Annotated in this window: 8 protein-coding genes; 4 read left to right on the plus strand and 4 right to left on the minus strand. The window is 70.2% G+C overall.

The features are described from left to right. Positions 1-132: 132 nt before the first annotated feature. From VFY73_RS28380 to VFY73_RS28390, 3 genes are all read left to right on the plus strand, one after another. Complete coding sequence (locus VFY73_RS28380) at positions 133-1,488, plus strand: tetratricopeptide repeat-containing protein (RefSeq protein ID WP_329724951.1); 1,356 nt, start codon at positions 133-135, stop codon at positions 1,486-1,488. Then, entirely contained in the window at positions 1,485-3,479 is a 1,995-nt protein-coding gene (locus VFY73_RS28385) for a tetratricopeptide repeat protein (RefSeq protein WP_329724952.1), read from the plus strand. The genes VFY73_RS28380 and VFY73_RS28385 overlap by 4 nt, the downstream gene beginning before the upstream one ends. Before the next feature lie 140 nt (positions 3,480-3,619). Continuing rightward, the gene (locus VFY73_RS28390) at positions 3,620-4,183 is read left to right on the plus strand and encodes a DUF3617 domain-containing protein (protein ID WP_329724953.1); all 564 of its coding nucleotides are present in this window, start codon (positions 3,620-3,622) and stop codon (positions 4,181-4,183) included. 28 nt (positions 4,184-4,211) lie between these two features. Here VFY73_RS28390 and trhA read toward each other — a convergent pair whose 3' ends face one another. The 3 genes from trhA to moaC all read right to left on the minus strand — a co-directional run bounded on the left by trhA (position 4,212) and on the right by moaC (position 6,379). Then, positions 4,212-4,874 carry a PAQR family membrane homeostasis protein TrhA gene (gene trhA / locus VFY73_RS28395; protein ID WP_329724954.1) on the minus strand — a complete coding sequence of 221 codons (663 nt, stop codon included), beginning with the start codon at positions 4,872-4,874 and terminating at the stop codon, positions 4,212-4,214. 82 nt (positions 4,875-4,956) lie between these two features. Then, positions 4,957-5,706, minus strand: coding sequence for an SDR family oxidoreductase (locus VFY73_RS28400; RefSeq protein WP_329724955.1), 750 nt, complete (start codon positions 5,704-5,706; stop codon positions 4,957-4,959). Between the two features lie 190 nt (positions 5,707-5,896). Further along, positions 5,897-6,379 (minus strand): cyclic pyranopterin monophosphate synthase MoaC, encoded by a 483-nt coding sequence (moaC, locus tag VFY73_RS28405; RefSeq protein WP_329724956.1) that lies wholly within the window; start codon positions 6,377-6,379, stop codon positions 5,897-5,899. 128 nt (positions 6,380-6,507) lie between these two features. On the opposite strand from moaC, the gene VFY73_RS28410 reads away from it, so the two are divergent. Then, on the plus strand, positions 6,508-8,148 hold the full coding sequence (locus VFY73_RS28410) for a M48 family metalloprotease (RefSeq protein WP_329724957.1): 1,641 nt from the start codon (positions 6,508-6,510) through the stop codon (positions 8,146-8,148). Between the two features lie 22 nt (positions 8,149-8,170). Here the strand turns inward: VFY73_RS28410 and VFY73_RS28415 are convergent. After that, a partial coding sequence (locus VFY73_RS28415) for a diaminopimelate decarboxylase family protein (RefSeq protein WP_414654555.1) occupies positions 8,171-9,007 on the minus strand: 837 nt, incomplete at its 5' end.

Raw genomic sequence — 9,007 nt, forward strand, 5'->3', positions numbered from 1 at the left:
TGATCCAGCACGTCGGCGCCACCTACGCGACGCGGATGGTGCGGCCCGAGCATTGGCGCGGTTTCGTCTGAGGTCTGAGGCCGACATCATCCGGGGCCAGAATCGGCGACCTTTCGCGACCCGACCCATCGCTTGAAGAACACCACCGACAAACCCCTGTGCTTCGTCGTCCAGGGCTTCGGCTCGAAGACCGACTACACCGACGGCCGCGTGCTCGACCTCGACGCCTCTTATGAAGTGATCAAGGCCGCGGTCGAGCGCGCCGGGCTGCGCTGCCAGCGCGCCGACGAGATCGTGCACGCCGGCACGATCGACATTCCGATGTACGAGCAGCTATTGAACGCCGACCTGGTCATCGCCGACCTGTCGACGAACAACCTGAACGCGGCCTTCGAGCTGGGCGTGCGCTACGCCCTGCGCCCGCGCACGACGATCGTCGTCGCCGAGAACAGGTTCAAGAGCCCGTTCGACGTCAACCACATCGTGATCCGCCGCTACGAGCACCTGGGGCCCGACGTCGGCGCCAAGGAGGCGCGGCGTTTCGAGCGCGAGCTGGCGGCCAGCATCAAGCTCATCATGGCCGAAGCACGCACCGACAGCCCGGTCTACACGATGCTGCCGCGCCTGCAGCCGCCGCACACGCCGGCGCTGCCGCCCGATGCACCGGTGGTCGTGCCGCTGCCCGGCGCCGCGACGACGCCGGCCGATCGCCTGGCCGCCTCACCAGGCAAGCCGGCGCGGCCGCTGAAGCCGCCGCCCTCCGCCCGAGACTGGCTCGACCGGGCGCAGCGCGCCATGGCGGTCGAAGACTACGGCGCCGCGGTCAAGGCCTGGGAGGAGGTGCGCCGCTTCAGCCCGAGCGATTCGCACGCCACCCAGCAGCTGGCGCTGGCCACCTACCGCCACCGGCGACCGAACGAGGCCAGGGCGCTGGACGCGGCGCGCGACCTGCTGGCCACGCTGTCGCCGGCCACCACCCACGACGCCGAGACGCTGACACTCTGGGCCGCGATCCACCAACGCCGCTGGGACCGTGGCCGCGACCCTGTCGACCTGACCGAAGCGCTGAGCGGCTTCGAGCGCGGTTACGTGCTGAAGGAAGACCACTACACCGCCGCCCATCTGGCTTACCTGCTGCAGGTGCGCGCGTCACAGCACCTGAAAGCCAAGCGGCACGACGAGGCGCTGGCCGACTGGGTGCAGGCGCAGCGCCTGTGGCGCGATGCGCAAGCGCTGGCCGAGCCCGGCCGCGCCGGCGTCACCACCAGCGCACGCTACTGGGCCAGCGTGACGCGGTGGCAGGCTGCCATTGCGCTGGGCGATGCCGCAGACGAGAAGCGCTGGCAGCGCCGCGCGCAATCGACCGCCGTCAGCGCGCGCAGGCTCGCCGCGTCGAATTCGCAGGCCAACCGGGTCCGCGGCCTGACCGATGAACTGGCGGGCCGGCTCGGCGCGGCCCACCCCGCCACCACCGGAGCGACGCCATGAAACCGCATGCCTTCATCGCGATGCCGTTCGGCAGCAAGCCAGGCCCCGCTGGCCAGGCGATCGATTTCAACCGCGTGCTCGACGAGCTGATCCGCCCTGCGCTCGAAGCGGCCGGCTGCGAGGTCTTTCGCGCCGACGAGGAGATGCGCGCCGGCGATATCCGGGTCGACATGTTCCAGGAGCTGCTGGTGGCCGACCTGGTGGTCGCCGACCTGACGCTGGCCAACGCCAACGTCTGGTACGAACTCGGCGTGCGCCATGCACTGCGGGCGCGCGGCGTGGTGCTGATGTACGGCGCCGATGCCGGTTGGGGCCACGACGCCGACAGCGCGAAAGCCTTCGACACCTACACCGAGCGCAAGCTGCGCTACCACCTGGCCAGCGGCGTGCCCGACCCGGCAACGCTGCAGGCCGATGTCGAACGGCTGGCGACGATGGCGCGTGAAACGCTGGCCACTTCGACCCGGCGCAAGGTCAGCCCGGTCTACGCGCTGCTGCCGCATTTGCAGCAGCCGCAATGGCACAAGCTGCTGCTGGCCGACGCCAACGAATTCAGCGACACCTACAACGATTGGGCGCGTCGGATGGAGGTGGCGCGCCAGCGCAACCGGCCGGGCGACATCATGACGCTGGCCAACGAAACGCCGACCCGCGCGCTGGCGCTCGAGGCCAAGCGCGAAGCCGGCAACTCGCTGCTGAAGCTGCAGCAAGCCGGGCTGGCGCTCGAACAATTCGACGCCGCGTTGGCGATCGACCCCGAAGACCTCCAGGCGCGGCAGAAGAAGGCCACCTGCCTCGGGCGCCTGGGCCGCTTCGAAGAGGCACGCGAATGGACGCAGGCCCTGACGCACGACCACCCGAGCGACGCCGAATGCTGGGCCCTGGCCGGCCGGGTCGAGAAAGACGGCTGGATCGGCCGCTGGCACCCGGCACCAGGCGCTGCGGTGGCACTGGCGCCGGGTGCGCTGAAGGATGCGGCTGCGCTGGAAGACGCGAGCCTGGGCGACGCGATCTCGCCGTACCGCAGCGCGTTCATGGCCGATCCATCGCACCACTACTCGGGCATCAACGCGCTGATGCTGACGGTGCTGCGTGTCCACCTCGGTGGTGACGCGAACACGGCGCAGACCGAAGCCTTGCTCGGCGGCGTGCGCTGGGCGGTGGCCAGTGCGCTGGCGCATGCGCCGCGCGACTACTGGGCCCGTGCGTCGCAGGCGATGCTGAGCCTGTTGTGCTTCGACGCCGGCGCGGTGCAACGCGACTTCCGCGCCGCAGCCGCGGCGGCCGACCGCGACTGGTTTGCACTCGACTCGTCGCTGCAGTCGTTGGCGTTGTTGCGCGACGTCGGCTTCCGCCCAGCCGAGACAGCGCTGGCGATCGACGTGGTCGAACGCGAGATCAAGCGCCTGGCACCGCCTTTCGTGCCACGCCAGGTGCTGCTTTTTTCGGGCCACATGGTCGATGCGCCGGACCGCGCCGATCCGCGTTTCCCGGCGGCCCTGGAAAGTGCCGCCGCGCGCGAGATCGGTGCCGCGATCGACAGCCTGGGCGCCGGCAACGGCGACCTGGCGCTGTGCCAATGCGCGGCCGGCGGTGACATCCTGTTCCTCGAAGCGGCGCAGGCGCGTGGCATTCGCTGCCAGATCATGCTGCCCTCCAACGAGCCCGAGTACATCCAGCGCTCGATCCTGCCCAGCGCCGATGGCGCCAGCTGGCGCGAGCGCTGGTTCGCCGTGCGCGCCAGGCTGCCCGACCCACCGCGTCTGATGCCCGAAGACCTCGGCCCCAACCCACGCGGCCTCAGCGCCTACGAGCGCTGCAACGACTGGCTGACGAACACCGCGCTCGCCTGGGGCCCGGACAAGACACGATTCCTGTGCCTGTGGAACGGCGCCGGCGGCGACGGCCCGGGCGGCACCCAGCACATGATGGACGAAGTCAAGCGCCGCACCGGGCGCGTGAAGTGGATCGACACCCGAACGTTGAGCTGATTCGGCGCTTGGCCCGCAAGGTCGGTGCGAGGGGCCGGAAGCTCCCGCACGCGGCCATGTTTGTAGGGCTTGCGCAGACGGGGGCTGCACCGCAAACTCGTGCGCCGCGGCGTCCCGCCCGTGTCCTGAAGATGAGCACCATGAACAAGCAGTTTTGCGCCTGGCCGTTGATCACCATCGCCGCCTTGCTGGCCGGCCCCGCCGCCGCGCAGTCCTCCTTCAAGCTGCAACCCGGCCTGTGGGAGCAAACGATGACGATGAAGACGGCCAGCGGCGAGATGGAAGCGACGATGGCGCAGATGCAGCAGCAGATGGCCAGCATGCCACCCGAGCAGCGCAAGATGATCGAAGACATGATGGCCAAGCAGGGCGTCGGCATGAGCGGGCGCAGCAACGCCATCCGCCTGTGCGTCAGCGCCGAGCAGGCCGAACGCGGCGACCTGCCGCAGCATGACGGCAACTGCAAGCAAGAGCTGCTGGAGCGCACCGGGACCACCATGCGCTACCGCTTCAGCTGCAGCGGCGCCAACCCGACCAGTGGCGAGGGGGAGTACACGATGACCAGCCCGACGGCCTACAACGGCCGCGCCAGCGTGGTGACGCAGGTCAAGGGCAAGCCGGAAAAGGTCGACATGACGCAGACCGGGCACTGGATCAGCGCCGATTGCGGCGCCCTCAAGCCGCTGAAGCTGAACAAGCCCTGAGCAAGACCCGGCGCGTTGCGCCAGCGTGTCACACCGCGTACCAGAGCGCGGCGAAGAAGTGGCAGACGCTGCCGCCGATCACGAACAGGTGCCACACGAAATGCGCATAGCGCACGCGGTGGTCGAGCAGGAACACCACCGCGCCCAGCGTGTAGCTCAGGCCGCCAGCCACCAGCCAGGCGATTCCGGTCGCCGGCATGCGTTCAACCAGCGGACCGGCCGCGATCACGGCGACCCAGCCCATTGCGACATACAGCCCGGTCGACCACAGCGGGTGCTTCAATCGATTCAGCAACTTGATCGTGACACCCACGGCCGCGGCGGACCAGACGATGATGAACAGCGTCCAGCCCCAGCCGCCCTTGAGCACACCGAGCGTGAACGGCGTGTAGCTGCCGGCGATGAAGAGGTAGATCGCGGCGTGGTCGAGTCGGCCAAGCCATTCCTTGGCGGCGCCGTTGGGCAGCGCGTGGTACAGCGTCGAGACCAGGTAGAGCAGGATCGCCGTGCCGGCAAACACGCTGGCCGCGACCACGTTGACGACCGTGCCGCGCTGCGCCGCGTAGGTCACCAGGATCGGCAACGACGCCGTCGCCAGCAGGCAACCCAGGCCGTGGCTGATCGCGTTGGCGATCTCCTCGCCCAGCGTCTGCGGGCGATCGGCGGCAACGATGGTGCGCGCGGTGTTCATGGTGGAGTCAATGGTACGCAGCCCCGACGACGCGACGATCCCCCAGGCAGGTGAAGCCTTCGTGACACCTTAGGGGGCAATTTCAGCGCCCGCCGGTCACGTCCAGCAGCGCGCCGGTCACATAGGCCGCTTCGTCCGACAGCAGCCAGACGATCGCCTGCGCCACCTCGTCGGCCGTGCCCAGCCGGGCCATCGGGATTTGCGGGACGGCGGCGGCCAGGCGCTCGGCGTGGCCGCTGGTCGCGTGGATCTCGGTGTCGATGATGCCGGGTCGCACCGCGTTGACGCGGATGCCGTCCGCCGCCACCTCGCGCGCCAGGCCGGTGGTGAAGTGGTCGATCGCCGCCTTGCTCATCGAGTAGTCGAGGTACAGCCCCGGCGAGCCGACACGCGCCGCGGCCGATGACAGGTTGACGATCACGCCGCCCGCGCCACCGTGGCTGCGGCCCATGCGGCGGATCGCCTCGCGTGCGCACAACATCGAGCCACTCAAGTTGATCGCCCACATGCGCGCCAGGCGCTCGGCGCTCATCTGGTCGACCCGCGCTGCCACATCGACCACGCCGGCGTTGTTGACCAGCCCATGCAGCGGGCCCAGTTCGGCACCGACGGTCGCGAACAGCGCCAGGATCTGCGCCTCGTCGGCCACATCGGCCGGCACGACAAGCGCACGCCGCCCTTCGGCCCGCACGGCAGCCGCCACCTCTTCGGCCGCAGCGCGCTCGCGGCGGCAGTTGACGGCCACGTTCCAGCCCGCCTTCGCGGCCAGCACCGCGGCCGCGGCACCGATGCCGCGGCTGGCACCGGTGATCAACAGGTTGCGTTCCGTCATCCGGCTCCCCGATGGAAAAGGCCTCGACCGGCTGCGCCGGGCCTGGTGATTGTGGGACAGCCGGCGGCTGCGTTCACTCGTGCGTGAAGACCAGCTTCAACTCGAAGGTCCGCAGCTTGCATCCGGCCCTATGACAGGCAGATTACATCGGCCAAGACCGAACTCGAGCGACCCACGAAGTTGCTCTGCCTCAGCCACCGGCGACCCAGTGGCCCGATTTGCCGCCCTGCTTCTCGAGCAGACGCACGTCGGTCATCACCATGCCGCGATCAGCGGCCTTGCACATGTCGTAGATCGTCAGCAGGCCAACCTGGACCGCGGTGAGGGCTTCCATCTCGACGCCGGTGCGGCCGAAGGTCTCGGCCTGCACGGTGCAATGGACGGCGGATGCCGCATCGTCAAGCGCGAACTCGGCGCTGACGCGGGTCAGCGGCAGAGGGTGGCACAGCGGGATCAGCTCGGCCGTGCGCTTGGCGGCCTGGATCGCCGCGATGCGGGCAATGCCGATCACGTCGCCCTTGCCGGCCTGGCCGCCGGCGATCAGCGCGAGCGTGGCCGGCTGCATGCGGATCGTGCCCGTGGCGCGCGCCACGCGGTGGGTTTCAGGCTTGGCCGAGACGTCGACCATGTGGGCCTGGCCGTGGGGATCGAAATGGGTCAGCGGATCGGACATGACGGTTGTAAACGGCGCTTCACACTCGGGCTCGATGGGCAATGTCATGATAGCGACGGCCCGACCGGAACCTTCGGTGATCGGCCCGGGTCCATCGGCTTCTTACCTGCCAACGACCGCAAGCTGCCTTGACTGACCTCCCCCCCTGCCTGCGCCGCGCGCGCCCCTGGTCGGCCGCTGGCCGTTGGATGCCCCTGGCGCTGGCCGCCGCGCTGATCGGCAGCTGGCCCGGGGGCGCGCCCGAAGCCCAGGTGCGCCTGCCGGCACTGGGCGACTCGGTGTCCGAAGACTTCGACATCCTGGCCGAGCGTCGCCTGGGCGACCGCATCATGCGCGAGGTGCGCCGCGACCCGGCCTACCTGGACGACCCCGCGCTGCTGGAATACCTGCACTCGCTGTTCGACCCGCTGCTGCACGCCGCCCGCTCGCGCGGCGAGATCGAGCCCGACCTCGACAAGACCTTTGCCTGGGAGCCGTTCCTGGTCGGTGAGCGGCCGGTCAATGCGTTTGCGCTGCCGGGCGGGTATGTCGGTGTCTACCTCGGCCTGATTGCGATGACCGGCACCGGCGACGAGCTGGCGTCGGTGCTGGCGCACGAGTTGTCGCACGTGACCCAGCGCCACATCGCGCGCAGCGCGATCAGCCAACAGCGCCAGGGCCTGGCGACGATGGCCGGCATGATCCTCGGCGTGCTGGCGGCCAGCCGTGCCCAGAGCACCGACGCGGCTCAGGCGGTGATCATGGGCACCCAGGCCGCCGCGGCCCAGGGCCAGCTGAACTTTTCGCGCGAGATGGAGCGTGAGGCCGACCGCATCGGCATCGAGGTGTTGAACAGCGCCGGCTTCTCCCCCGCCGGCATGGTCGGCATGTTCGAGAAGATGGACGGCGCGATGCGGCTGAACGACAGCAACCAGTATCCCTACCTGCGCAGCCACCCGCTGACGATCGAGCGGATCAGCGACGCGCGGCTGCGGGTGCGCGAGGCCGGCCTGCCGGCGCCGGTGAAGTCGGCCGTGCCGCACGCGCTGATGCAGGCCCGCGCCAAGGCGCTGATGGACCGCAACGACCAGGCCTTGCTGCGCCTGCAGGGCCTGGCAGCCTCTGGCTCGCCGGCCGCCGACCTGCCGCGCCTGGCCACGCTTTACGCCGGTGCGCAAGCCTCGATCCTGCTGCGCGACTTCGACCAAGCCGCGCAGTCCCTCAGCGCCGGCGAAGCCTTGGCCAAGGGGCCTTTCGCCAACGAGCCCGAGGCACTGCGCCAGTTCGCGCTGCTGCGGGTCGCGATGCTGGCCGAGCGTGGGGGCTCGGCCGCCCAGCTGGCGCCGGCCCTGACCACGGCGCTGGCGCCGCTGGCCAGCGACCGCTCGCGCCCGGCGATGATGGTGCGCGCCCAGGCCGCGCTGGCCCGCAAACGCAGCGGCGACCCCGGCGCGACCGAAGCCCTGCGCCTGGCCACCGAAACCTTGCAAACCTGGGTCGCCGAGCACAAGCGCGATGCGCTGGCCTGGCAGATGCTGGCGCAGTGCGCCGAGCCGCTGGGGCTGCGCCTGCGTTCGCTGCGCGCCGGCGCGGAAGCCGCCTTCTCCAATGGTGATGTGCTCGGCGCGGTCGACCGGCTGCGGGTCGCTCGCCAGATCGCGCAGGACACCCGCTCCGACGACTACGTCGAGGTCTCGGTGATCCAGTCGCGCCTGCGTGAGCTGGAGGCCGACCGGCGCCGGCTGCTGGCCGAGATGCGCGGCGAGCGGAACCCGGAAGACGTGCAGTAAGGCCGGCGTGCCCGCCCGGGGCCTACGCCGCGTCGCCGTCGACCGCCTCCAACGCCAGCAGTTCGCTCACCGTCTGGGCGCGTCGGATCAGGCACCCCACACCGCCGTCGACCAGCACCTCGGCCGCCAGCGGGCGGCTGTTGTAGTTCGAAGACATCGACGCACCGTAGGCGCCGGCGTCGTGGAACACCAATAGATCGCCGACTTGCGCCACCGGCAACTCGCGCGGCAGCACGAGGCCGCCCTCACCCTGGGTGAACACGTCGCCCGACTCGCACAAGGGGCCGGCCACGACCGCAGGGCGCAGCGGGCCGCCGGGCGCTTCGCCCGAGGCACGCAGCACCTCGATGTGGTGGTAGGCGCCATACATCGCCGGACGCATCAGTTCGTTGAAACCGGCATCGCACAGCACGAAGCGATGGGCACCCATGTCTTTCACCGCCAGCACCTCGGCCACCAGCACGCCGGCTTCGGCCACCAGGTAGCGGCCCGGCTCGAGCTCGAGCCGGATCGCATGGCCACGCTGCACTTCGATCCGCCGGCGGGCGGCATCCCACAGGCTGAAGTAGTGCGCGGGGTCGATGCGCGGCTCGCCGCTGCGGTAGGGCACCGACAGGCCGCCGCCGGCGGACACGGCTTCGAGCGGCAGATCGACGCTGGCGACCAGCGCCACCATCGCGTCGCACACCCGCGCGAGGTGCTCGTAGTCCACACCCGAGCCGATGTGCATGTGCATGCCCACCAGGCGCAGGCCATGCCGGCGCACGACCTCCAGCGCCTGCGGCAGGTCGGCGTGCCAGATGCCGTGCTTGCTGCTCTCGCCGCCGGTGTTGGTCTTGCGGCTGTGGCCGTGGCCGAA

It is taken from the genome of Ideonella sp., assembly GCF_036277275.1.
Taxonomy (GTDB): domain Bacteria; phylum Pseudomonadota; class Gammaproteobacteria; order Burkholderiales; family Burkholderiaceae_C; genus Ideonella.

Bases quoted from the DNA above. Each gene is read 5' to 3' on its own strand.
- VFY73_RS28400 (WP_329724955.1), bottom strand. From the start codon at position 5,706: ATGACGGAACGCAACCTGTTGATCACCGGTGCCAGCCGCGGCATCGGT.
- VFY73_RS28385 (WP_329724952.1), top strand. From the start codon at position 1,485: ATGAAACCGCATGCCTTCATCGCGATGCCGTTCGGCAGCAAGCCAGGC.
- trhA (WP_329724954.1), bottom strand. From the start codon at position 4,874: ATGAACACCGCGCGCACCATCGTTGCCGCCGATCGCCCGCAGACGCTG.
- moaC (WP_329724956.1), bottom strand. From the start codon at position 6,379: ATGTCCGATCCGCTGACCCATTTCGATCCCCACGGCCAGGCCCACATG.
- VFY73_RS28390 (WP_329724953.1), top strand. From the start codon at position 3,620: ATGAACAAGCAGTTTTGCGCCTGGCCGTTGATCACCATCGCCGCCTTG.